Genomic DNA, 23771 nt, shown 5'->3' with positions numbered 1-23771 from the left:
CGCCTCCGAAAAATCTCGGGGGCTTTTTTTATGCTAAACGCAAGACACATGTCGCGAACGGAGCAAAGCAGATGACACGTGAGATGACCGGCGCAAAAATGGTAGTTCAGGCCCTCAAGGATCAGGGCGTGGACACGGTATTCGGATACCCCGGTGGCGCCGTGCTACCGATCTATGATGAGATCTTTCTGCAAAACGACATTCGGCACGTTCTGGTGCGCCACGAACAGGGCGCGGTTCACGCCGCCGAAGGCTATGCCCGGTCAACCGGCAAACCCGGCGTTGCACTGGTGACTTCTGGCCCCGGCGCCACTAACGCGGTGACCGGCCTGACCGATGCGCTGCTGGATTCGATCCCGATTGTGGTTCTGACTGGGCAGGTTCCGACCTTCATGATCGGCTCGGACGCCTTTCAAGAGGCCGACACAGTCGGTATCACCCGCCCTTGCACCAAGCATAACTGGCTGGTGAAGGACACGGATTCGCTGTCTGAGACGATGCATGAGGCATTTCACGTCGCCATCTCGGGCCGCCCCGGGCCGGTGCTGGTCGATATTCCCAAAGACGTTCAGTTTGCCTCGGGTGAATATACCGCGCCAAAACCGTCAACATCGCACTACCAACCGGTTCTGAAAGGCGATCTGGAAGAGATCACCGAACTGGTTGCGGTAATCGAGACCGCAAAGAAGCCGGTCTTTTACACTGGCGGCGGCGTCATCAACTCGGGCCCTGCTGCCAGCCAATTGCTGCGCGAATTGGTTGATGCGACGGGCTTTCCGGTCACCTCGACCCTGATGGGTCTGGGCGCTTATCCGGCGTCGGGTGAAAACTGGCTGGGCATGCTGGGGATGCACGGCCTGTACGAGGCCAACCTGGCGATGCATGACTGCGACCTGATGATCAATGTCGGCGCACGGTTCGACGACCGGATCACCGGGCGGATTGATGCATTCTCGCCGAACTCGAAAAAGGCGCATATCGACATTGATCCGTCATCGATCAACAAGGTGATCCGCGTGGACATCCCGATTGTCGGTGATGTGGCACATGTGCTTGAGGATATCCTCAAGGTCTGGAAATCGCGCGGCCGCAAAACCGATGCGGCCGCCGTCAAGAAGTGGCAGGCCCAGATAAGCGACTGGCGCAAGGTGAATTGCCTGGCGTTCACCAACAGCGAAAAGACCATCAAACCGCAATATGCGCTGCAACGCCTTGAAGAGCTGACCAAAAAGCACGACCGCTACATCACAACCGAGGTCGGTCAGCATCAGATGTGGGCGGCGCAGTATCTTGGCTTCGAAGACCCCAACCGCTGGATGACCTCGGGTGGTTTGGGCACGATGGGCTATGGTTTCCCGGCCTCTGTTGGGGTGCAGATGGCGCATCCGGACGCGCTGGTGATCAACGTGGCCGGTGAGGCGTCGTGGCTGATGAACATGCAGGAAATGGGCACGGCTGTTCAGTACCGCCTGCCGGTGAAGCAGTTCATCCTGAACAATGAACGCCTTGGCATGGTACGTCAGTGGCAGGAACTTCTGCATGGCGAGCGGTATTCGCATTCGTGGTCCGAAGCGCTGCCCGATTTCGTCAAGCTGGCCGAGGCGTTCGGCGCCAAGGGCATCCTTTGCTCTGACCCCGCCGATCTGGATGACGCGATCATGGAGATGATCAACTATGACGGTCCGGTGATTTTTGACTGTCTGGTGGAAAAGCACGAGAATTGCTTCCCCATGATACCGTCAGGAAAGGCACATAACGAGATGTTGCTGGGCGAGGCCGAAACACAGGGCGTGATCGATTCCAAAGGCTCGGTTCTGGTTTGACGAAATTTGTTGGGCGCGGCGGAGCGCCCAACACCACAAGAATGATGAAAGGGACGTAAATGTCTGCCCTACATATCAAAAAAGGCTCTACCCGCCATTCGGCCTATAACCTACGCCCGACCTTTTCGGACGTGCAAGAACGCCACACGATTGCGGTTCTGGTCGAAAACGAACCCGGTGTCCTAGCCCGTGTAATCGGGTTGTTCTCGGGCCGTGGTTACAACATCGAAAGCCTTACCGTAGCCGAGGTTGACCACACCGGGCATCTGAGCCGTATCACCATCGTGACCACCGGTACGCCGCAGGTTATCGAGCAGATCAAGGCGCAGCTGGGTCGTATCGTCACCGTTCACGACGTGCATGATTTGACCGTCGAAGGCGACGCGGTCGAGCGGGAGCTGGCGATCATCAAAGTGGTTGGCGCAGGCGACAAAAGGGTCGAGGCGCTGCGTCTGGCCGATATCTTCCGCGCCAACGTGGTCGACAGCACGCTGAACTCTTTCATTTTTGAAATCACCGGAGCCCCGGACAAGATCGACGCCTTTGCCGATCTGATGCGCCCTCTGGGTCTGGTCGAAGTGGCCCGCACTGGCGTTGCGGCCCTGCTGCGTGGCGAGTAACATTTACCCCACCCTGTCGGCTCGCGTATGGGTGGGGAAACTCTGGCCTGTCATGCTGCCTTGTAAGCTAAAACTGGCCGAATAACGTTTATTGGCGCCAAAGCGCCCAAAAAGATCACACAAAACAAGATAAAGCCTATTGCGTTTGTAAGATTGGACGTTAGCCTCTGGGGGTGACGTGGCGTTGGGATGCGCCCGTTCGTGTCATCTGTACGATATGTGCGTTATGTCGACCGTCAGGTCGAACATGTTGCGTACTATAAAACAAGTCGCGAGAACCTGGGACACCTATGACCAAAGACATCCGCAACCCGGACGAATTGCGCAGGATGTTCGGCGCCAATCTCAGACAACTTGCGCAGCAATATACATCAGTATCAGAACTTTGCCGACAATTGGGCGTCAACCGGACGCAATTCAACCGATACCTTGGTGGCGAGAGTTTTCCAAGACCTGACGTACTTGACCGGATTTGCCGGTTTTTCGAAGTGGACGCCCGTATTCTGCTGCGCCCGCTGGACGAGATCGACCGCTCTCCGACACATCCCGCAGCGTCTGCCCTTACAGATTTTCTGGGCTCGGGCCCCACAACACTGACCGAGAACCTGTTTCCGGCGGGGTTCTACTATGCGACGGAGACCGAACTGGATGATCCTAAGCCCTCGCGTCATCGGTTGATTCACGCACGCCGGTTGCCGCAATGCACGCTGGTGCGTGGTTATGAGCCGCGCCCTGGCATGCCGAGCGCCGCTCCGACAGAACGTGAAGTGCAAGGCATCGCCGCCTGTGCTGGCCGGCAGATTTATATCCTGATGTCCAGCCGAGCCTCGCAAAACAGCCGTATTTATCTGGTGACGCGCGGGACCGATGAGCATTCGGACCGGTGGCGCGGCGTGGCAATCTGCTTGTCCAGAACGACCGCCAGCGAGACAACCACCCGGCGCATTCTACTGCGTCATCTGGGCGAAGACCCTTCGGCCGTTCTGGCAGCGGCGCGAACCGCCCGCCGTGCAGAACGCTCGCTTCAGCAAGCGGCAAGCTGACGTCACGCAGCGTTTTCGCCCGACGCTTGAGTGATCAGCCGATATAAATGCCAGCTAGCATGCCCCAACAACGGCAGCACAAAAAACAAGCCCAAAAACCACGGAATCATGGCTAGAAAAGTCAGGATGGCGATAAAGATTCCCCACAACAACATGACGCTGAAATGATCACGGACATAGCTGAAACTGGCGATCATAGCGGTCACGAAATCCAGCTCTCGGTCCAACAGCATGGGGATGGAAAGTACGGTGATCATATAAAGCACCGTCGCAAACACAGCGCCCACAACGCTTCCCACAGCCAACATCGTCAACCCGTTGGCGGTCAAATACACCTCTAACGAGGTCGACACGTTTGTCATCGTCGACAACCCCATGAACAGGGCAAAGATCATATGGCCCAGAAAGAACCAGAATAAAAACATCACCACAATAATCGCGCATATCGAGGGCAACTGACGGCGCCCCTGCTGCACCACCACTCCGAAAATAGACTTGAATTCCAAGGTCTCACCCTGCTCCAGCCGGTGCGAGACTTCATACATCCCTACCGCCGCAAAGGGCCCCAGCAAAGGAAACCCGATAGCAGCCAGAACCAACCAGTACGACGTGCCCGTCTGCAAGGTGATCCAGGCCATGAACCAACCGGCCAGCACGTAAAACCCCGCAAACAGAAGCCCAAAAACCGGAGCCCGACGAAAGTCTGTCCAGGCCCGGCGCAGGGCTTCGCGCAACATCCCCAAATTCACCGGCCCCATTTCCGGAACACCAAATGGCTTGTCCATGTTCTGTCCTCCTCCCTTGCCGACCCTATGGTTGGGCCGGTCGTTTTTGCGGCCACATGGTGGCGGCGTGATAGGTTGCGCCAATCGACAGGATGCGGGCGTCGGAGCCGCGTGGACCAAACACCTGAATTCCCATCGGTAATCCGTTGGCTCCAAAACCCGCCGGTGCTGACAGGCAGGGCAAGCCGATCAGGCTGACTGGCACCATGACCTCCATCCACCGATGATAGGTATCCATCCTTCGCCCCGCAATTTCCGTTGGGTATGGCGTCTCAATCTCAAAGGGCCAAACCTGCGCAGACGGCAACACCATGGCATCATAACCACGCATCAACTCTGCCACGCATCGAAACCATTCGGACCGGATGACGCTGGCTTCATGCACTTGCATCGCCGTCAGAGTCTGCCCTCGGTCCAACTCCCATTGCGCCGTGTCTTTCAACACGTCACGTTGATCTGCAAGCGGCGCAAGGCTTGCGGCCACGCTCCAGGATCGCAAGGTTATCCAACTCTCCCAAAGGCGCTCGGCCTCAAATGGCGGCGCAACGGGGATGACCTCGGCCCCCAGCTGAGTGAACACATTCAAAGCACTTTCACATTGCGCGTGTACGCCATCCTCAAATGGATAAGCCCCTCCCCAGTCATCCAGCCACCCAATCCGCACGCCGCGCATGTCTGCCGCCTGCACCGGCGACACTATGGGGGTGGCCCCACCAAACGGCTGCCGCACATCCGGCCCTGAGATCACGTCCAGCAACAGGCCCAGATCCTCTGGGCTGCGCGCCATCGGGCCAAGCGTGGACAGCTGATGCAGAAAGCCATCACCTACCGGTTCCGACGGCACCCGCCCCCAGCTTGGCCGAAACCCGTAAACATTGTTCCAGGCCGCCGGGTTGCGTAGGCTGCCCATCGCGTCTGACCCATCCGCAAGCGCCACCATCCCGGTCGCCAGCGCCACCGCCGCGCCGCCGGATGACCCGCCGCAGGTCCGGGCCGGATTATAAGGGTTCGTCGTCGCGCCATGGACCGGATTGAAAGTATGGGACCCCAGCCCGAATTCGGGAACATTGGTCTTGCCGATCAGGATCGCCCCGGCCGCCCGCATCCGCGCGGCAATCAGATCATCCCTTTGCGCAACGTGATCCCTAAAAATCGGAGATCCCTGCGACGTTACGATCCCCGCCACGTTCACCAGATCTTTGACCGCAATCGGCAATCCATGCAGGGGGCCACGGATTGGACCAGAATCCAAAGCGCGGGCCTCGGTCATCAAATCATCCCGCTCGCGCAAAGCCACAATGGCGTTCGCGGCCTCGTTGACCCCGCCAATCCGCTCCAGCGTTTGCTGCATCACCTTTTGCGCCGACATCTGCCGGTCCGTCAGCGCGTTCAACAGGTCACTTGCAGTTGCTTGGCTCAGATTCATCCCAGGTTCGTCCCTTTTGCAAGGTCAACCTAGCCGGGGCATCCCCCCATTTAAACCCACTGTTTAAATGAATCTTTTCCGTTCCCACAGAAAGCCGGGATCCGTTGCATCTGGCTAAAAATTTATCGGGGGAGGCATTGCTTGCGGAGACCGGGCAAAGCCCCTGCCCGCCTTAGTCGCCCTGCGCCTCGGACCGGCTTTTGCCCGCCACGTTCAACGCCAGTGTGGCTGCCATGAACCCATCCAGATCACCATCCAACACACCCTTGGTGTCTGATGTCTCATGGTTGGTGCGCAGATCCTTCACCATCTGATAAGGCTGCAGGACATAGGACCGGATTTGGTTTCCCCAGCCCGCGTCGCCCTTGGCCTCGTGCGCAGCGTTGATATCCGCGTTGCGGCGATCCAGCTCTTGCTGATACAGGCGCGACTTCAGCGCTTTCATCGCAATATCGCGGTTTTGGTGCTGCGACTTCTCGGAACTGGTCACAACGATCCCGGTCGGAATGTGCGTGATCCGAACTGCCGAGTCGGTGGTGTTCACGTGCTGACCGCCCGCGCCCGAGGACCGGTATGTGTCGATACGGATGTCCGAGGGGTTCACCTCGATCTCAATATTGTCATCAACCACCGGATAAACCCAGACCGAGCTGAACGACGTATGCCGCTTAGCCGCCGAGTCATAAGGTGAAATCCGCACCAACCGGTGCACACCACTTTCAGACTTCAACCAGCCATAGGCGTTATGACCGGAAATCTTGTAGGCGGCGGATTTAATCCCCGCCTCTTCACCCGAGGTCTCGGATTGCAGCTCGACGGTATAGCCCTTTTTCTCGGCCCAACGCACATACATCCGCGCCAGCATCGAGGCCCAGTCGCAGCTTTCCGTGCCACCAGCGCCCGAGTTGATTTCAAGGAAGGTGTCATTGCCATCAGCCTCGCCATCTAGCAGCGCCTCCAGCTCTTTCTTGGCGGCTTTGGCTTTCAGGCTTTTGATGGCGTTTTCAGCGTCGGTGACAACCTCTTCGTCCTCCTCCATCTCGCCCAGTTCGATCAATTCGATATTGTCGCTTAGATCGGTTTTGATGGTTTCATAGGTTTCGATGGCATCAACCAACATCTGACGTTCGCGCATCAGTTTCTGCGCGTTCTCGGGGTTGTCCCAAAGGTTGGGGTCCTCGACGCGCGCATTAAATTCCTCAAGGCGGTGGGGCGCAGTTTCATAGTCCATACGCTGCGCCAGCAGCTCCAGCGACTTTTCAATTTCCGCCACGGTATTCTGGGTTTCGGCGCGCATGGTCTTGTCCCAACTTGCTCAATCAGGCCTGCGTGATAGCAAGAGGTTCGGGGCACCACAAGACAGCGGAGCCCCGAAACATATCGGTTATCAGTAAAGCCCACCGGTCGAGAGATCACCCTGGCTGGCATTGGGGCCAACAGTGACGGTATTCCCGGTTGATGTGGTCACCTGACGGCCGGTGTTGACCTCTTCGAACAGCGGCAGGTCCGAACCAACCGCAAAGCCGCCGTCATACACGCGGTCAATAAAGCCGTCGACGCCATCGCGGAAATACTCGGCAACGACATAATCCCCGGTCGCATCCGCTGGCAGGCGCGCGCCACTGAAACGGTCGATTTTGATAAAGTGGCCACCCTCGGGCACTTCAAACGGACCGCCGCCATATTTCTCGACAGCTTTTTCCATAAAGCTTTGGAAAACAGGGCCACACATTGTGCCGCCATAGGCCCCCCGTCCCATCGGGCGCGGGCGGTCATACCCGATATAGCAACCGGCCACGATATTGGACGTAAAGCCGATGAACCACGCATCTTTGGATTCGTTGGTCGTACCGGTTTTACCCGCTGTGGGCACGGGCAGATTAACGACGCTCGACGCAGTTCCCCGATCCACCACGCCCTTCATCATCGACGTCAGCTGATACGCGGTGATCGCATCCATAACCTGCCAGCGATCGGTCACGATCGTGGGCGACTCGTCCGGCTCAAGCCAGCTAGAGTTACAGTCCACACACTGGCGGTCGTCATGTCGGTAAATCGTCTTGCCGAACCGGTCCTGAATTCGGTCGACCAGAGTGGGCTCGACCCGTTCGCCACCATTGGCGAACATCGCATAGGCCGCGACCATCTTGTACAGCGTGGTTTCCTCGGACCCCAGCGAGTTGGCAAGGAATGCACCCATCCGGTCGTAAACGCCGAACCGTTCAGCATAGCCCGCGACAACCGGCATCGTAACCTCTTGCGCCAGACGGATCGTCATCAGGTTCCGCGACTGTTCGATCCCGGTGCGCAGTGGCGTCGGACCATAGAACTTGTTTGTCGAGTTCTTGGGCCGCCACAAACCCTGCGGCGTGTTCACCTCGATCGGGGCATCCACCACGATTGTTGCTGGGCTATAACCACTGTCCAGTGCCGCCGCGTAAACAAAAGGCTTAAAGCTGGATCCCGGCTGGCGCTGCGCCTGCGTAGCACGGTTGAACACCGTATCCTGATACGAGAACCCGCCCTGCATCGCCAGAACCCGGCCCGAATTCACGTCCATCGCGACAAATCCGCCCTGTACTTCGGGAATTTGACGCGCCGACCACTGACCTTCTTCGCCGGCCATGACCAGGATGACGTCACCACGTTTGAAATTGGCGGCGAAATCGCCCTGCATCCATTTGATATCGGAACGCGGCACAACGCCGTCGGCTGGGCCGTTCTCGATACCGACCGTTAGGGATTGATCGGCCACGTTCAAAACCACCGCCGGATGCCATTGCGTTGGCAGCACCACGTCGCGCGGGATTTCCAAGATCGCCAGCGCCTCGCGCCACTGGGCTTCATCGGTCAGTTTATCTTCGGCGATCACTTCTTTCGTGCCGCGCCATTTACCGCGTGAGCGGTCGTATTTCTGCAGCGCGGTACGCAGGGCCTTGGCCGCTTCAACCTGCATCTCTTCGTCCACCGAGGCGCGGACGGTAAAGCCGCCAGTAAAGAACTCACCCTCGCCGAAATCCTCGCTCAACTGGCGGCGGATTTCGTCGGTGAAATAGTCACGCGGTGGCAGCGCAGTGCGGAAGCTTTCGAAGTCACCGTTTTGGACCGAGCGCAGCGGTTGATTGACCTCGGTCTCATAGGTCGCCTTATCGATATAGCCATTCTGGTGCATTTCGCGCAGCACGTAATCACGGCGCGCCAGCAGGCGTTCTTTCTGGCGAACTGGATGGTAATCGGACGGCGCTTTGGGCATTGCGGCCAGTGTGGCCGCCTCATGCGGGGCCAGTTCCTGCAACGTCTTGTTGAAATAGGTCTGCGCCGCAGCCGTCACACCATAGGAGTTCTGGCCCAGAAAGATCTCGTTCATATAGAGTTCGAGAATCTGTTCCTTGTCCAGCGTATCCTCAAGCCGGGTGGCGAGGATGATCTCCTTGATCTTGCGCTCGGCCCGGCGGTCGCCGGACAGCAGGAAGTTCTTCATCACCTGCTGCGTGATCGTGGACGCACCACGCACGTTTTCACCCTTGGATTTCACAGCCTCGACACCGGCAGCGATGATGCCGCGCGGGTCATAGCCTTGATGCGTGTAAAAGTTCTTGTCCTCGGCCGAGATGAACGCCTGCTTCACCAGGTCGGGAATTTCTTCGGACGGGGTAAACAAGCGGCGTTCCTGCGCGAATTCGTCGATCAGTTGACCTTCGCCCGAATAAATCCGGCTGATCGTCGGCGGCTTGTATTGCGCCAGCGATTCATGGCTGGGCAGGTCGCGCCCATACATCCAGAACACCGCGCCGATCACCAGCGCAGCCATGAAGATACCCAGGGTGACGAGGCTGAAGATTGCCCCGAAAAACGAAAGAATGAAACGGATCACGTTACTGCCTTTTACTCGCGCTGCCGCCTATATAGTGGTGCCCCGGCGCAGGGTCAAAACACGATGGCCAATTTTAGCCGTTTTGCGCCGCAGGGTCACTGCCCAATCAGGGCGCGTTTAACCAGATCGTCCTGCCGCCATTGCTCTAGCCCGGCCAGGATTCCGCGCGCCATCCGTTTGCGCCATCCTGGATTCGTGACGTTTTTTAGATCTCTGGGGCTGGACAGAAACCCAAGCTCGACCAAAATCGACGGGATATCCGCCGCCTTTAGCACAGAAAAAGATGCCGTGCGGATCGGTCTGTTGTTCATTGGCCCGCCCTGCTGCGTCATCCCGTCGGCCACGGCCCGCGCCAACGCGTCGGTGCGTGGTTTGGTCTCTTGCCGCGCGATATCCAGCAGGATGTCGGCCACCTGGTCGTCGGCACCGCTGAGGTCCACGCCCGAGATCAGATCGCCCCTATCGTGACGTTCGGCCAATTTGTGGCTGGCAACGTCCGAGGCATCGTCGGACAGCGTATAGACCGCCGCACCATGCGCGCGACCCTCGGAGAGACTATCGGCATGAAGCGAGATAAACACGTCCGCACCCGCCCGATGCGCCAGAGCTATGCGCCGTTCGAGGCTGACAAAATGGTCGTCCACACGGGTCATTACCACCTGATATCCCCCGGCCCGCAGCAGTGTTTCCCGCAACTCGCGCGCGAAGGTCAGCATCAGGGTCTTCTCGTTTGTTCCCGCGACCTCGGCCCCCGGATCAATACCGCCGTGGCCTGGGTCCAGCATCACCAGCAAAGGGCGTGTTCCGTTTGGACCGGGTTTGGCAGGCGTCACCGACGGTTCCGGCAGGTCCCATCCTGGCTGGCGCGGCGCCCCGGCGCTGGCGGCGAAACTGTCGAAATCGGTGCCGCTCAGACCAAGCGACAGGTGCGCTGTTCCATTGACCTGATCCACCCTCAAGTCAGAGGTATCAACGGCCAGTGGTGCGCCCAGCTCCAACACCATGCGCGACCAGCCGGGAACATAGGCGCCGAATTGCACGCCACTGATCCGGTCGGTTTGCAGGAAAGTGTCGGCGTCCAGGCCGGTCCAGTCGACCTCCTGAAAATCCAGCACGACACGGTACGGATCGCGCAGTGTGAAGACACGGTATGGAACGCCCTGACTGAGGCCAAGTTCAACGCGAACTCCGGCGCGGCCATCTTGAGTTATGCGGCTATCGTCGGGCAAAACCCGCGCAAGCGCGCTGAAATCATGCGCGAGCGCAGCGCTGCTCAGCGCCCAGATCAGCGCGATGGCGAAGAAAATCCTGCTCATGGCCTCAAGTTTTCCCGAGATCGTTTGACGGTCAGACTAGCGGACCGAAGCTAATTTGTGAACGGGTTACGCCGGAGTTGTGATCGAACCGCGTTCAACCATGAAACGCTGAAGCCGCATCAGACCTTCCTCGATATCTGCCGTTGATCGCGCATAGGAAAACCGCAGCGTGCGGTGCCCGCGCACTGGGTCGAAATCCAGCCCCGGAGTCACGGCCACCCCGGCCTTGCCCAGTATCTCGGCCGCGAAGGCACGGCTGTCTTCGGTCAGGTCCGAGACATCGGCGTAAACGTAGAACGCCCCGTCAGGCGGCGCGATATTGGTGAACCCGGCCTTGGGCAAACCGTCCAACATCAAAGTGCGATTGCGGCGATAAACATCCAGATTGGCTTGCAATTCCGCGTCGCAATCCATCGCGGCTAGTGCTGCCAACTGGCTGGCATGGGGCGCACAGATGAACATGTTCTGGGCGATACGCTCGACGACGCGCACTTGATCCTCGGGCACGACCATCCAGCCAACACGCCAGCCGGTCATCGAGAAATATTTCGAGAATGAGTTGATCACATAGCACTCGTCCGTCAACTCCAGCGCAGTGACGGCTTTGGCCTCATATTCCAGACCATGGTAAATCTCATCGCTGATGAACGAGGCCCCCTGCCCGTGCGCAGCCTCGATCAGCGCGCCCATTGACGCATGATCCAGCATGGTACCGGTCGGATTGGCAGGTGACGCGACCATCAGCCCCTGCAGATCAAGCCCGGCGAAATCTGCAGGCACCGGTTGCAGGCGGTTTTCCGGCGCAGTGGGCAGGTCAACCGGCACCAAACCCAGTGCTTTCAGAATTTGCCGGTAAGACGGATAGCCCGGCGCGCCGATGCCAACGCGGTCACCGCTGTCGAACAGCGCGGTGAAGGCCAGCAGGAATCCGCCAGAAGATCCCGGAGTAATCACAACGCGTTCGGGGTTCAGATCAACATTATACCAATCGCCATACAGACGTGCGATCCGTTGCCGCAGCTCAGGCAATCCCAACGCGACCGTATAACCTAACGGGGCTTGCTCCATGGCCTTCCCCAGAGCCTTAACAGCCCCCTTAGGCGCACCGGTGCCGGGCTGGCCGACCTCCATATGGATTATGTGGCGCCCGGCCTCTTCGGCGCGGCGCGCGGCCTCCATCACGTCCATCACGATAAAGGGATCGACCCCGGACCGGGTTGAGTTTCTCATGCCAATCTCCCATGTTTCAGCCATGGCTTTTGAACGCTTATCCAGGGTGGCGTCAATCCCGACCCTGTTGCTGGTGGCAGTGACATGGATGGCAAGCCTTGTTCCGGCAAACGCTCAGGGCCTGATCCGAGACCCCGATATCGAACATGGGCTGCGCGAACTGGCCTTTCCGATCCTGCGTGCGGCCGGGCTGAACACCAATCGGGTCAAGATATTTGTCGTCAATGACCGCACGTTCAACGCCTTTGTCATCGATTACAGCGCGATTTACCTGAATTACGGGCTGATCCTGACCGTCGAAAGCCCTGAAATGCTGCAGGCCGTGATCGCGCACGAGGCCGCGCATATCGCCAATGGCCATCTGGCCCGGCGGACGCAAAACCTGCGCGCGGCGCAACGCAAGGCGGGGTTAGGGACTGCGCTGGCCCTAATTGCCGCTGCCGCCGGAGGTGGTGAGGCCGCAGTAGGCATTGCCGCAGGAACCCAAAGTGCTGCCCTGCGCAGTTTTCTGGGACATACCCGCGCCGAAGAATCCTCGGCCGACCAAAGCGCCGCCAGTTACCTCCGATGGGCCGGTATCTCGCCCATCGGGATGGTTGAACTGCATCGAAAATTCGCAGGTCAAGAGTTACTAAACGCGGTCAATCAAGACCCCTATATGCGGTCGCACCCCACCAGCCGCGAGCGCCTGCGCGTGGCCGAAAGGTTTCTAGCGCAATCTGGCGACTGGTCCAAATCGGACCCAAATGCCGACTATTGGTTCGCACGGGTCAAGGGTAAGCTGTCGGCTTTCCTCCGATCCCCAACATGGACCATGCGACGCGCAAAAGAGGAAGACGCGCAAGACATCCGCCTGATGCGTGAGGCATCGGCCTATCATCAGAACCATGATCTGGCCAACGCCCGCGCCGCCATAGATGGCGCCCTGGCCATTCGCCCAAATGATCCGTTTTACTATGAGCTTAAGGGCCAGATTTTACTGGAAAACCGGCAAATGCAGGACGCCGTGAAAGCCTATGGCAAAGCTGTTGAAATGGCCCCGAATGACGCGTTGATCCTGGCTGGGTACGGGCGTGCATTGCTGGCGCAAGGTCAGACAAAGAACGCCTTGCAAATGCTTGTAAAGGCACGTCAAAGAGATTACCGAAATGCCCGACTGATGCAGGACCTCGGGGTCGCTTATGCGAAGGTCGGCAATAATGGCATGGCTTCGGTCGTGACCGCTGAACGATATGCCTTGCGCGGCCGGTTGGCCGACGCGGGTATTCACGCAAAACGGGCCTTAGGGCAACTGCCCGAAGGCTCTCCGGGTTGGCAAAGGGCGCAGGATGTGCTGATTGCCTCGGAACGCGCTAAGAAAGCAAAAAGGAAACGGAAATGATCCTCAGACATGCAGCACCTGCCCTACTGGGGCTTTCCTTGATCACTGGCCCTGCGCAAGCGTTGGATTTGAACGCGCTTAGCGCCTCGGAAAAGGAAGAATTCGGCGCCCAGGTGCGCGAATATCTGCTGGAGAACCCCGAAGTGATCATCGAGGCGATCAACATCCTTGAACAACGCAACGCGGTTGCCGAGGCCGCCGCTGACCAAGAACTAGTGGCCGCCAATGCCGAAGAACTGTTCAATGACGGCTATAGCTGGGTGGGTGGCAATCCAGAAGGCGACATTACTCTGGTCGAATTCATGGACTACCGCTGCGGCTATTGCCGCCGTGCGGTGCCTGAAGTGGCCGGCCTGCTGGCTGAGGACGGCAATATCCGTTTGGTGATCAAGGAATTCCCAATCCTGGGCGAAGCTTCGGTCCTGTCTTCGCGCTTTGCGGTGGCGACCAAACATGTGGCCGGCGACGACGCATATAAACAAGTTCATGACGCGCTGCTGGAATTTGGCGGCGAACCGACCGAGGTTTCTCTGCGTCGCATTTCCGATGGTTTGGGTCTGGACAGCGATGCAATCGTCGAGGCGATGGACAGCGATCAGGTGACCGATGAGATCACCCGCACCCGCGCCCTGGCACAACGGATGCAGATTTCGGGAACGCCGTCGTTTGTTTTGGGCACCGAAATGCTGCGCGGCTTCCTTCCTGCGGATCAAATGCTGCAAATCGCCAAAGGCGTGCGCGCTGAACAAGGCTGAGTAAAGGGGCGGTTCACCCGCCCCCCTCTCGCTTTTGGTGTAAGTATCCGGGCAATAGGTCGGACTTGTTCAGCAACCTATTGCCACGCAAACCTATCAAGGTTTGAAATCCAAATTTTTGTGTTGAACGAGATTTTGGTCTCGGGCATTGAACACGCTAAAGTAATTTATCCAAAGTCAGAGGCACGCATGAGCGATAACAAGAAATCTGGACTGTCCCGCGCGGCGCGAAGCGTACGCGAAGCAGGTCGTGTTCTGCGTGGCAAGAAAAAACCGATTGCCAAGCCATTGCCTAAGGAAGACGGAACTTCAGTTCAATCTTTGTATCCCGAAGCCCGCGAAAGCATTATCGTCGACATCGGCATGAATGACGGCAAAGACACGGTCTATTACCGTAAAAGAGGGTTCAACGTCATCGCCGTAGAGGCCATCCCAGATTTGTGCGCTGCGGTAACCAAGCATTTCGAAGACCTGGGCGTGGACGGCGTCGATATCAGAAATTTTGCTGTAACCGACGGCACATCGGATGAGGTCACTTTCTACGTAAACAAATTCAATTCGGCCTGGAGCTCGGTCAATGAGCGGATCGGAAGCCGGAAGGACGGGGCCGAAAAGATCGTTGTTCCGGCGGTTGATCTTTCCGAGGAATTGGGGCCGGTTTCCAAGCAAATCCTTTACGTTAAGATCGACATAGAAGGCCTTGACAGCGTTGCGCTTTCGCAAATTATGAACCTGCCCAATCTGCCGAAATATGTGTCGGTTGAAAACGGAAGCCTGGATATGCTCGAGACTTTGCACGAGAACGGGTATGACAGGTTCAAGTTTTCCAACCAGAAATATGTAGAGCACCAAACGATTTCACCTTCATCGCCGCACGGACCGGTTCCCGATCACAAGTTTATAACCAGTGCATCGGGTGTGTTTGGTGAAGACATACCTGGAAAATGGATATCTTATGAAGATGCTGTAAAGGTTCAAGAAGGGCTGAATATTGCCGCGGGCCTTTCCCCTGACAACCTGTTTGCCGTTGTTGTTGGATGGTTTGATCTGCACGCCAAGCACTCATCCATCAAGTAAGGTCATCCGCTATGCGGGGGAAACTGGGTCAGGGATGGTGCGAAATGCCAATGCCTTTGACCCTAAGGGTTCGACCCTGCAAGCCTTCGCACTGGCCAGCCTACACTGCGTCAATCGGAAGGTCCAAAACCCTAAATACTTTCGGACCATGAAACGATGACGTGCTTTAACGTCCGGGAACCGATATAAGATTGCCATGAACAGAAGGCATTTGATCCTGACCGGAGGCGCGCTGGGATTGATGGGTTGGTCCAATCACTCTGCATCGCAACCGGACTTGGGCTATTTTGTACCCGCCGAGGAAACCCGCCATCAGCGCACCTTTATGCAATGGCCTAACAGCCGACGGGTGTATTGGGATGCAGCCCATCTGGAAGACACGCAACAGGCTATCGCCGACATAGCCAACGCCATATCCGCATTTGAGCCCGTAGTCATGCTGGCTTCTGCGGCTGAGCATGCATCGGCAAAGCGAAAGCTCTCGCCAGCCATCGAACTCTGGGACATTCCGACCGAAGATCTTTGGTGTCGCGACTCTGGGCCGGTATTCGTCGTTAATGAAAGCGGTCAGTTGGCGATCCGTCAGATTCAATTCAATGGTTGGGGCAAGAAGCAGGTCCATACGCATGACGCGCGCATCGCTGGTCGCGTAGCGGAACACTTGGACCTGCCCCTGCTGCCAAGCGGTTTACAAGGCGAGGCTGGAGGGGTTGAACAGGACGGGCACGGGCTGCTCATGGCGCATGAAAGCTCGTGGGTGAACAAGAACCGCAATCCCGGCCTATCGCGGGACCAGGTCGAAACGCGCTTGCTGGCCGCCTACGGAGCAGATCGCATGATTTGGTCCGAGGGGGTATGGGGCGAAGATATCACCGACTACCATATCGACTCTTTGGCTCGTTTCACGGGACCGGGGCGCGTTTTGATGAACCTGCCCGATGAGCCCGACATGCGGGACCCGTTTCATCTGTCTGCACTGGATACACATGACCGATTGGCCGCCGAAGGGCTGCAAATCGAGGTGATCCCAGAGCCCCATTCACCGCGCATCAGAGACCTGGATTTCGTCGCGTCTTATGTGAACTATTAGTGTGCAATAATGGTGTGATCATGCCTGAGTTCGGCGATATTGAAACCGATCTACTAGCGCAAGATGCAATTAATCGCCACTATCCTGGGCGCGAGGTCGTTGCCCTGAACGTGGACGTATTAGGGCAATCTGGCGGCGGGATTCACTGTGCAACACAGCAGATGCCTGCGATCTAAAACTGCCCACCCGAGGTTAAGTTATTCTGCCGCTTCCTGCGCAGCGTCCAGTTCGGCTGCCTTCTTTTCGACCTCTTCAACGATGTGGTCGATCATCTGGTCGTTGGACATCTTGTGACTGGCCTTGCCAGCCAGATAGACCATACCCGACCCAGCCCCACCGCCGGTAAAGCCGACATCGGTCATCAAGGCCTCACCCGGGCCGTTGACCACGCAGCCGATAATGGACAGGCTCATCGGGGTCTTGATGTGTTCCAGCCGCTGCTCAAGCGCCTCGACCGTCTTGATCACGTCGAACCCCTGCCGCGCGCAGGACGGGCATGAGATGATGTTCACGCCGCGATGGCGAAGGCCCAGAGATTTCAGGATCTCATAACCCACCTTCACCTCTTCGACCGGGTCGGCAGACAGGCTGACACGGATTGTGTCGCCAATACCCATCCACAAAAGGTTACCCAGCCCGATGGCCGATTTGATGGTGCCGGACACCAGCCCTCCGGCCTCAGTGATCCCTAGGTGAATGGGGGCGTCGGTGGCCTCGGCAATACCCTGGTAGGCAGCGGCGGATAGGAATACGTCGCTGGCCTTCACACTGATCTTGAATTCGTGGAAATCGTTGTCCTGCAGGATGCGGATATGCTCCAGCCCGCTTTCGACCATCGCTTCGGGGCAAGGCTCGCCATATTTCTCAAGCAGGTGCTTTTCCAGACTGCCCGCATTCACGCCAATCCGGATCGAGCAATTGTGGTCGCGCGCCGCCTTGATGACCTCTTTCACGCGCTTTTCGTCACCGATATTGCCCGGATTGATCCGCAAACAGGCAGCACCAGCCTCGGCAGCCTCAATCCCACGGCGATAATGGAAATGAATGTCAGCGACGATCGGCACCGGGCTTTCGCGTACGATCTCTTTCAGGGCTTTTGATGACGCCTCATCCGGGACAGACACACGTACGATATCGGCACCGGCCTCGGCAGCGGCTTGCACCTGTGCCACGGTCGCCGAAACATCGGTTGTCAGCGTGTTGGTCATCGTCTGAACGGCAATGGGTGCGTCACCACCGACAGCAACATCCCCAACCATGATCTGACGGGACTTGCGGCGGTAGATATTGCGCCACGGGCGAACGTGATTGAGCGACATGAGGACGGGTCCAAGACAACCTAAGTTGCGTCTTTAGATAGTCCGCCTGCCAGGACACCGCAATGGCTAGATCACTCGGCGGGGTCTTCTGAAACCTGTGCCTGAAGTTCAGCCACCAATTGTTTCAGCGCGCTGTTCTGATCAGCCTCAAGATCGGCAACCGCATAGGTTTCGGCAACCGCGTCCTTGGACAGAACAACGCCTTTGGCGACGGTCCCCGGCGCGCCCGCCGGTCCGTAATGTTCGCCGTTCATCGAAAAGAACACCGAACCCGAAGCACCTGCACGCAGTTGAGGCGGCTCTTCCGTCAGCGGAACTTCGAACACATTACCTTGTTCAACCGTGCCAAGGGTGCCTTCGAAGATTACGCTTCCATCAGCTGCGGTGACCCGCATCCAGGCTGGTTTCACGGCGACAATTTTCAAGGTGGTGTCGATCTGCTCGACCACCTGCGGCAAGGCCGGGCGTTCGACAGTGTGGACCTCGGCGACCTCAACCTTCGGCAATTCCTGTGGCAGGAAGGTGCCCACAGTGCGCGGGTCCAAGGTAGAGATCGGAGCATCACGGGCGACCAGAACAGGAACGTCCAGCGCCTGTGGGCGATACAGACGGTCCAACGCCTCGGCGCTGGGGGTGGCCGCAACGGCAACCTCAGTTTCGGCACTGTCGCGCGCCGCATCCAGCGGATCGAGATCGGAAAGAACCACCGGGGCCTGCTCGACCGGGCTGACCTGTACCTGCTGAATCTTGTTCAGCACCGACCAGCCGCCATAGCCAATGCCGCAGATCACTGCGACGAGAACCAGTGACGAGCCGATAGCCCGCGGTTCAATCTGGCTGACAAGGGATTCGCGGCCGGGAATGTATGGCGTGTTGGGCGAGGTAAACGGATCACGCCCCATCGGACCGCGCGCGGGAACCGCGCCCGTGGGCTTGCGAACAACCGAAGCCTCGGCCGACATGCCATGCGCAACCTCGAACCCGCTTTCCTTACAGAAGGCGGCAAAAGTCTCATCCGGGTTCATCCCCAGATACCGGGCATAAGAACGCACATACCCGGCAATGAAGCCGGGTGTGTCGAACGCGTCAGGATCGGCGTCTTCGATGGCAGCTATGTAGTTGGCTTTGATCCGCAGTTCGCGCTGAACATCCAACAGGGACTTGCCCATCGTTGCCCGTTCGCCGCGCATTCTGTCACCAAGCCGCACTTCGTAATCATCAAAACCCTTTGGCCTGACGTCGGCTTCGTCCTTGGAATCGCGCTGAGATCTGCGCCCAATCATCCCTGCTGCCCCATTCTGCCTGCGCGCGTTTCGCGCTAACGGCGAATCATCCCATTAACGATTCGTCCGATACTTTTGTTAGCCTAAGCTTAACACGCGGCAAACGCGTTGCACACTTTAGCGTGAGGTTAACCGGCAAGTTCGGCGCGATTTAGCGCACAATGTGACCAAAGTTCGTCCATCGCCTGTACCAAACGGTTCATTTCGTCAGGCCCATGTACCGGAGATGGGGTAAAGCGCAGACGCTCGGTTCCGCGCGGGACAGTGGGGAAATTGATCGGTTGAACATAGATGCCATGATCATCAAGTAGCCGGTCGCTGAGGATCTTGGTGTGTACCGGATTTCCAACAATCACCGGCACGATATGTGTACCGTGATCGATCAATGGCATGCCCAGCCCCTTGAGCCGCAGCTTAAGGATCTTGGCCTGTGTCTGATGCTGCTCACGCAGATCGCTCGCCGTTTTTAGGAAAGCGACCGAGGCCGCTGCCCCTGCGGCCACTGCAGGCGGCAACGAGGTGGTGAAGATGAAGCCCGGTGCATAAGAACGCACGGCATCGCACATTTTCTCGCTGGCGGCGATATAACCGCCCATTACGCCAAAGGCTTTGGCAAGGGTTCCGTTGATAATGTCGATGCGATGCGCCAGGCCATCGCGCTCAGTCACGCCGCCACCGCGCGGGCCGTACATGCCAACTGCGTGGACCTCGTCGATATAGGTCAGCGCACCAAACTCATCGGCCAGATCACAAATCTCTTCTATCGGACCAAAATCGCCGTCCATCGAATAAACGGATTCAAACGCAATCAGTTTGGGGGCTTTGGGATCGTCGGCCTCAAGCAATTCGCGCAGATGGGCAACATCGTTGTGACGGAAGATACGCTTGGCCCCACCATTGCGGCGCACGCCCTCGATCATCGAGGCATGGTTCAACTCGTCCGAATAGATGATCAGGCCGGGGAACAATTTCGGCAATGTGCTGAGCGTCGCGTCATTGGCGATATAGGCACTGGTGAAAAGCAGCGCGGCCTCTTTGCCATGCAGATCGGCCAACTCGGCCTCAAGCTTTTTGTGGTAGACGGTCGTCCCCGATATATTGCGGGTCCCGCCCGAACCGGCGCCGGCTGCGTCAACGGCTTCGTGCATTGCGTTCAGAACAACCGGGTGCTGGCCCATGCCCAGATAGTCATTGCCGCACCACACGGTGATATTCTGCTGCGACCCGTCCGGGCGGGTCCGCACCGCATGCGGGAAATGACCATTGCGACGTTCGATGTCGATGAAGGTCCGGTAACGTCCTTCATCATGCAGCTTGGCAATCGCTGTATCGAGCTGAGCAGTATAGTCCACCGGTATCTCCTTACATGCCCGACCCATTGCATTTGCAGCCGGACAAAATTTCTGACGCTCTCACCGGACGAATCCGATAATACGCCAATGCGTTCCCTTGTGCCCCGTACGTATAGACAACATTGGGATCACACATTTGATTTGCATCAAATATCCCCTCGCACTCGCATCGACAAGTAAAGTTACGGCCATCGGGCGCGAGGAAACGACGCAGGCGCCACTCGGAGTTTCCGATATTATATCATATTCCCGCCAAAGCGCACTGGACGGCGCCGATTGCGCTGATAGGTTCTGCCAAATCTTGAAAGCAGGAGAACCCCATGTCGCTGGACGCCGTTCTGAACCGCATCGACACTGATCTGCAAACCTCAATCGATCGCCTGATGGAGCTGCTGCGCATCCCATCCATCTCGACCGACCCGGCCTATGACGCGCAAGTGGATCAAGCCGCGGACTGGTTGGTCGCTGACCTACAAAGTATTGGCATCGCAGCGGAAAAGCGTGAAACCACCGGCCACCCCATGGTCGTCGGCCATGTCGGAGAGGACAGCAACGCACCGCATGTGCTGTTTTACGGGCACTATGACGTGCAACCCGTTGATCCGCTTGAGCTGTGGAAACGCGACCCGTTCGATCCCGCCATTGAAGACACCGACAACGGCCCCGTCATTCGCGGTCGCGGGTCGTCGGATGACAAAGGCCAGTTGATGACCTTTGTCGAAGCTTGCCGGGCCTGGAAGGCCGTCAATGGCTCCCTGCCCTGCCGCATCACCTTTTTCTTCGAGGGTGAAGAAGAATCAGGATCGCCGTCTCTGGTGCCTTTCCTGCGGGAAAACGCGGCCGAGCTGAAAGCTGACTTGGCACTGGTGTGCGACACTTCGATGGTATCTCGCGGCGTACCGTCAATTTCCTCGCAACTGCGCGGCATGCTCAAGGATGAATTCACTATCACTGGCCCCCGCATCGATCTGCATTCGGGCCATTACGGCGGCCCCGGCCTGAACCCCCTGCGGGAATTGTCCAAGATCATCGCCTCGTTCTATGACGACGAAACCGGCCGTGTTGCGGTCGAGGGGTTCTATGAAGGCGTTCACGAAGTGCCCGCCGAGCAACTGCGCCAGTGGCAAAACTGTGGGTTTGACGAGGTCGAGTACCTAAGCTCGGTCGGCTATTCGCAACCCCATGGCGAAAAAGGGTATTCGACGCTGGAACAGCAATGGGCGCGCCCTACGCTTGAGGTTAACGGGTTGTGGGGCGGTTACAATGGTGCAGGCTCGAAAACCGTGATCCCGTCGCAGGCACATTGCAAGATCACCTGCCGTCTGGTCGGTGACATGGACCCTGACGCTTTGCGCACCAAAATCCGCAAACATGTGCAAGAGCGTCTGTCGCCCGACGCCAAGGTCGACTGGGACAATGATCTAGAAGGGTCCCCCGCTTCGGTTATGAATCTGGACCGCCCCGAGTTCGAAGCCGCCCGCGGCGCCCTGTCGGACGAATGGGGGCGCGAAGCCGTGTTCACCGGGATGGGTGGTTCGATCCCCGTCGTCGGTTATTTCAACACTGAACTTGGGTTGGATTCGATGCTGGTTGGCTTTGCCAACGATGACGATGCAATTCACTCGCCGAACGAAAAATACGACGTGAAAAGCTTTCACAAAGGCATCCGGTCCTGGGCTCGCATTCTGGACGCGCTGACGCGCTGATGAGTCCATGCGAAGCTCTGCCTCGCGCTCCGAGGTGTTTTCGGCCAGATGAAGTTAAGGATCCCTTGCTTCATCTGGCTATAAATATCTCGGGGGAGTCGCCCGGAACGGGCGGCGGGGGGCAAAGTCCCCACCCACCGTAGATTACATGTGGATGACCTTTCCATAAGCGTCCAGAACGCTTTCATGCATCATCTCTGAGAGTGTCGGATGCGGGAAGACCGTGTTCATCAGGTCTTCTTCCGTGGTTTCCAACTGACGACCAACCACATAGCCCTGAATCAGCTCGGTCACCTCGGCACCGATCATGTGGGCCCCCAGTAATTCGCCGGTTTTGGCGTCAAATACTGTTTTGATCAGACCTTCGGGTTCACCCAGCGCAATGGCCTTGCCATTTCCGATAAAGGGGAAACGACCGACTTTGATGTCGTAACCCAACTCTTTGGCTTTTGCCTCGGAGTATCCGACTGAAGCCACTTGCGGCTGACAATAGGTGCAGCCGGCGATGCTTTCGGGCTTTACGGGATGCGCGTGTTTGCCTGCGATCAGTTCGGCGACCATGACGCCTTCGTGGCTTGCCTTGTGCGCCAGCCACGGTGCGCCCGCGATGTCACCAATCGCATAGAGACCGTCAACTCCGGTGCGGCAGAACTCATCCGTTACAACATGGGTGCGGTCGATTTTCACGCCCAAAGCCTCAAGCCCAAGGTCTTCGACATTCCCGACGATCCCCACGGCAGAGATCACGGTATCGAAATCGTGCTTTTCGACCTTACCCTTCACTTCGATATGCGCCGTGACCTTGCCCTTGGCCCGATCCAGCTGCTTGACCATCGCTTTTTCCATGATGGTCATGCCTTGCTTGGTAAAGGCTTTCTTGGCCAGCCCGCTGATCTCGGCATCTTCCACCGGCAGCACGCGGTCCATCACTTCGACAACGGTCGTGTCAGCGCCCAACGTGTTGTAGAAGCTGGCGAATTCGATACCAATCGCGCCCGAGCCGATGACCAGAAGTTTCTTGGGCATCCGCGGCGGTTGCAGCGCGTGCTTATAGGTCCAGACCAGATCGCCATCAGCTTCAAGCCCCGGCAATTCACGCGCTCGTGCGCCGGTGGCCAGTACGATGTTTTTGGCCGTCAGCTCTTCGGTTCCTTTCTCGGTTTTGACCGAGACTTTGCCCTTAGAAGGAATCGTCGCTTGCCCCATCACCACGGTGACTTTGTTCTTTTTCAGCAAGTGACCGATGCCGCCTGAAAGCTGCGCCGCCACACCGCGCGAGCGTTTAACGACAGCATCAAGATCGTATCCGACCTTGTCCGCCTTGAGGCCGAAATCCTTGGCGCGCTCCATCAGGTGAAACACTTCGGACGAACGTAGCAGTGCCTTGGTAGGGATACATCCCCAGTTCAGGCAGATGCCGCCCAGATGCTCACGTTCAACCACGGCCGTTTTCAGGCCCAGCTGCGCCGCACGAATGGCAGCGACATAGCCGCCCGGACCAGCGCCGATTACGATCAGATCAAAAGATTGTGCAGCCATGTTTCCCTCTCGGCGCAGGACGGTTGAAAATTTAGTTTACCATTAAACTAATTTCCGAAACGCATCAACACACCATTCCCGCGACAAATACGACGTGGGATCATCGGTATCAGTTTATGCGGTTTTCAGCCTATACCGGGCATCCTTCAATG

The 23771-nt window shown here is 57.8% G+C and carries 17 protein-coding genes and 1 pseudogene; 8 read left to right on the top strand and 10 right to left on the bottom strand.

The window, feature by feature from the left end:
• Positions 1–71: 71 nt before the first annotated feature.
• The 3 genes from ACR0AL_RS01365 to ACR0AL_RS01355 all read left to right on the top strand — a co-directional run bounded on the left by ACR0AL_RS01365 (position 72) and on the right by ACR0AL_RS01355 (position 3486).
• Entirely contained in the window at positions 72–1823 is a 1752-nt protein-coding gene (locus tag ACR0AL_RS01365; protein ID WP_480661690.1) for an acetolactate synthase 3 large subunit, read from the top strand.
• Between the two features lie 59 nt (positions 1824–1882).
• Positions 1883–2443: an acetolactate synthase small subunit gene (gene ilvN / locus ACR0AL_RS01360; RefSeq protein ID WP_170349013.1), complete on the top strand. Its 561-nt coding sequence runs from the start codon at positions 1883–1885 to the stop codon at positions 2441–2443.
• A gap of 290 nt (positions 2444–2733) precedes the next feature.
• On the top strand, positions 2734–3486 hold the full coding sequence (locus ACR0AL_RS01355) for a helix-turn-helix domain-containing protein (protein ID WP_226688333.1): 753 nt from the start codon (positions 2734–2736) through the stop codon (positions 3484–3486).
• A 2-nt stretch (positions 3487–3488) separates the two neighbouring features.
• On the opposite strand, the gene ACR0AL_RS01350 is transcribed toward ACR0AL_RS01355, so the two are convergent.
• From ACR0AL_RS01350 to ACR0AL_RS01325, 6 genes are all read right to left on the bottom strand, one after another.
• Positions 3489–4271 carry a DUF2189 domain-containing protein gene (locus tag ACR0AL_RS01350; RefSeq protein WP_170349014.1) on the bottom strand — a complete coding sequence of 261 codons (783 nt, stop codon included), beginning with the start codon at positions 4269–4271 and terminating at the stop codon, positions 3489–3491.
• Between the two features lie 25 nt (positions 4272–4296).
• A complete protein-coding gene (locus ACR0AL_RS01345) occupies positions 4297–5697 on the bottom strand; it encodes an amidase (protein ID WP_170349015.1) in 1401 nt (466 codons plus the stop codon).
• 172 nt (positions 5698–5869) lie between these two features.
• A complete protein-coding gene (gene prfB / locus ACR0AL_RS01340; RefSeq protein WP_170349016.1) occupies positions 5870–6994 on the bottom strand; it encodes a peptide chain release factor 2 in 1125 nt (374 codons plus the stop codon).
• A 90-nt stretch (positions 6995–7084) separates the two neighbouring features.
• Positions 7085–9571 (bottom strand): penicillin-binding protein 1A, encoded by a 2487-nt coding sequence (locus ACR0AL_RS01335; protein ID WP_480661688.1) that lies wholly within the window; start codon positions 9569–9571, stop codon positions 7085–7087.
• A 95-nt stretch (positions 9572–9666) separates the two neighbouring features.
• A complete protein-coding gene (locus ACR0AL_RS01330; protein WP_480661686.1) occupies positions 9667–10887 on the bottom strand; it encodes an N-acetylmuramoyl-L-alanine amidase in 1221 nt (406 codons plus the stop codon).
• A 66-nt stretch (positions 10888–10953) separates the two neighbouring features.
• Complete coding sequence (locus ACR0AL_RS01325; protein ID WP_170410192.1) at positions 10954–12117, bottom strand: pyridoxal phosphate-dependent aminotransferase; 1164 nt, start codon at positions 12115–12117, stop codon at positions 10954–10956.
• Between ACR0AL_RS01325 and ACR0AL_RS01320 the strand changes: the two genes are divergently transcribed.
• The 4 genes and pseudogenes from ACR0AL_RS01320 to ACR0AL_RS01305 all read left to right on the top strand — a co-directional run bounded on the left by ACR0AL_RS01320 (position 12116) and on the right by ACR0AL_RS01305 (position 16596).
• Complete coding sequence (locus tag ACR0AL_RS01320) at positions 12116–13498, top strand: M48 family metalloprotease (protein WP_170349020.1); 1383 nt, start codon at positions 12116–12118, stop codon at positions 13496–13498. The genes ACR0AL_RS01325 and ACR0AL_RS01320 overlap by 2 nt on opposite strands.
• On the top strand, positions 13495–14253 hold the full coding sequence (locus ACR0AL_RS01315) for a DsbA family protein (protein ID WP_170349021.1): 759 nt from the start codon (positions 13495–13497) through the stop codon (positions 14251–14253). The genes ACR0AL_RS01320 and ACR0AL_RS01315 overlap by 4 nt, the downstream gene beginning before the upstream one ends.
• Positions 14254–14442: 189 nt before the next feature.
• Positions 14443–15330, top strand: coding sequence for an FkbM family methyltransferase (locus ACR0AL_RS01310; RefSeq protein WP_170349022.1), 888 nt, complete (start codon positions 14443–14445; stop codon positions 15328–15330).
• A 196-nt stretch (positions 15331–15526) separates the two neighbouring features.
• Positions 15527–16596 (top strand): annotated as a pseudogene (locus ACR0AL_RS01305) (agmatine deiminase family protein).
• Positions 16597–16617: 21 nt separating this feature from the next.
• Here ACR0AL_RS01305 and ispG read toward each other — a convergent pair.
• From ispG to hemA, 3 genes are all read right to left on the bottom strand, one after another.
• Positions 16618–17739: a flavodoxin-dependent (E)-4-hydroxy-3-methylbut-2-enyl-diphosphate synthase gene (gene ispG, locus ACR0AL_RS01300; protein ID WP_480661684.1), complete on the bottom strand. Its 1122-nt coding sequence runs from the start codon at positions 17737–17739 to the stop codon at positions 16618–16620.
• A gap of 71 nt (positions 17740–17810) precedes the next feature.
• Positions 17811–19022, bottom strand: coding sequence for a helix-turn-helix domain-containing protein (locus tag ACR0AL_RS01295; RefSeq protein ID WP_170349025.1), 1212 nt, complete (start codon positions 19020–19022; stop codon positions 17811–17813).
• A 128-nt stretch (positions 19023–19150) separates the two neighbouring features.
• Entirely contained in the window at positions 19151–20374 is a 1224-nt protein-coding gene (hemA, locus tag ACR0AL_RS01290; protein ID WP_170410202.1) for a 5-aminolevulinate synthase, read from the bottom strand.
• A gap of 320 nt (positions 20375–20694) precedes the next feature.
• On the opposite strand from hemA, the gene ACR0AL_RS01285 reads away from it, so the two are divergent.
• The gene (locus ACR0AL_RS01285; protein WP_170349027.1) at positions 20695–22080 is read left to right on the top strand and encodes a M20/M25/M40 family metallo-hydrolase; all 1386 of its coding nucleotides are present in this window, start codon (positions 20695–20697) and stop codon (positions 22078–22080) included.
• A 144-nt stretch (positions 22081–22224) separates the two neighbouring features.
• Here ACR0AL_RS01285 and lpdA read toward each other — a convergent pair whose 3' ends face one another.
• Positions 22225–23619, bottom strand: a complete 1395-nt coding sequence (gene lpdA / locus ACR0AL_RS01280) for a dihydrolipoyl dehydrogenase (protein WP_170410206.1) — start codon at positions 23617–23619, stop codon at positions 22225–22227.
• Positions 23620–23771: the final 152 nt, after the last annotated feature.

The sequence above is a fragment of the Ruegeria sp. BB1 genome (assembly GCF_056539465.1).
Note: the sequence above shows the minus strand (reverse complement) of the source record. Positions and strands in the feature narration are given on the sequence as shown.

What these genes read in the sequence shown, in the direction of transcription:
- ACR0AL_RS01330 (WP_480661686.1), bottom strand. Translation starts at nt 10,887, where the DNA reads ATGAGCAGGATTTTCTTCGCCATCGCGCTGATCTGGGCGCTGAGCAGC.
- ACR0AL_RS01320 (WP_170349020.1), top strand. Translation starts at nt 12,116, where the DNA reads ATGCCAATCTCCCATGTTTCAGCCATGGCTTTTGAACGCTTATCCAGG.
- ACR0AL_RS01315 (WP_170349021.1), top strand. Translation starts at nt 13,495, where the DNA reads ATGATCCTCAGACATGCAGCACCTGCCCTACTGGGGCTTTCCTTGATC.
- ilvN (WP_170349013.1), top strand. Translation starts at nt 1,883, where the DNA reads ATGTCTGCCCTACATATCAAAAAAGGCTCTACCCGCCATTCGGCCTAT.
- ACR0AL_RS01325 (WP_170410192.1), bottom strand. Translation starts at nt 12,117, where the DNA reads ATGAGAAACTCAACCCGGTCCGGGGTCGATCCCTTTATCGTGATGGAC.
- lpdA (WP_170410206.1), bottom strand. Translation starts at nt 23,619, where the DNA reads ATGGCTGCACAATCTTTTGATCTGATCGTAATCGGCGCTGGTCCGGGC.
- ACR0AL_RS01310 (WP_170349022.1), top strand. Translation starts at nt 14,443, where the DNA reads ATGAGCGATAACAAGAAATCTGGACTGTCCCGCGCGGCGCGAAGCGTA.
- prfB (WP_170349016.1), bottom strand. Translation starts at nt 6,994, where the DNA reads ATGCGCGCCGAAACCCAGAATACCGTGGCGGAAATTGAAAAGTCGCTG.
- ACR0AL_RS01365 (WP_480661690.1), top strand. Translation starts at nt 72, where the DNA reads ATGACACGTGAGATGACCGGCGCAAAAATGGTAGTTCAGGCCCTCAAG.
- ispG (WP_480661684.1), bottom strand. Translation starts at nt 17,739, where the DNA reads ATGTCGCTCAATCACGTTCGCCCGTGGCGCAATATCTACCGCCGCAAG.
- ACR0AL_RS01355 (WP_226688333.1), top strand. Translation starts at nt 2,734, where the DNA reads ATGACCAAAGACATCCGCAACCCGGACGAATTGCGCAGGATGTTCGGC.
- ACR0AL_RS01285 (WP_170349027.1), top strand. Translation starts at nt 20,695, where the DNA reads ATGTCGCTGGACGCCGTTCTGAACCGCATCGACACTGATCTGCAAACC.
- ACR0AL_RS01295 (WP_170349025.1), bottom strand. Translation starts at nt 19,022, where the DNA reads ATGATTGGGCGCAGATCTCAGCGCGATTCCAAGGACGAAGCCGACGTC.
- ACR0AL_RS01350 (WP_170349014.1), bottom strand. Translation starts at nt 4,271, where the DNA reads ATGGACAAGCCATTTGGTGTTCCGGAAATGGGGCCGGTGAATTTGGGG.
- ACR0AL_RS01345 (WP_170349015.1), bottom strand. Translation starts at nt 5,697, where the DNA reads ATGAATCTGAGCCAAGCAACTGCAAGTGACCTGTTGAACGCGCTGACG.